Consider the following 328-nt stretch of genomic DNA (forward strand, 5'->3'; position numbering starts at 1 on the left):
GCGATTCCGTGTTGTGCACGGGTGTAGAGCGGCCACCGTGTGATCCTTCGAGTCAACCTTCTACCGAATCCTCGAACGGAGTCATCACGATGACCGCACCTCATATTGTCGACCCTGCAGGCCTGCTTGGCCAAGCCCTATCTGACGCGTCGCCGGATCTGATGCGCGAGCTGCTGCAGACCATGATCAACGCACTGCTCTCCGCCGATGCCGACGCTGTGTGCGGCGCCGAGTGGAACGCCCGCTCGGCTGAGCGCACCAACCACCGCAACGGCTACCGCCACCGGCCCCTGGATACCCGGGTCGGCACCGTCGACGTCGCCGTCCC

The 328-nt window shown here is 64.9% G+C and carries 1 protein-coding gene; it reads left to right on the plus strand.

What is annotated here, in order from left to right; all coding sequences use genetic code 11:
• Positions 1–89: 89 nt before the first annotated feature.
• Positions 90–328 (plus strand): transposase (locus tag G6020_RS15985; protein WP_182611305.1); only part of this gene is annotated, 239 nt, incomplete at its 3' end.

Origin of the sequence: Dietzia sp. B19 (assembly GCF_014145155.1) — a bacterium.
Lineage (GTDB): Bacteria > Actinomycetota > Actinomycetes > Mycobacteriales > Mycobacteriaceae > Dietzia > Dietzia natronolimnaea.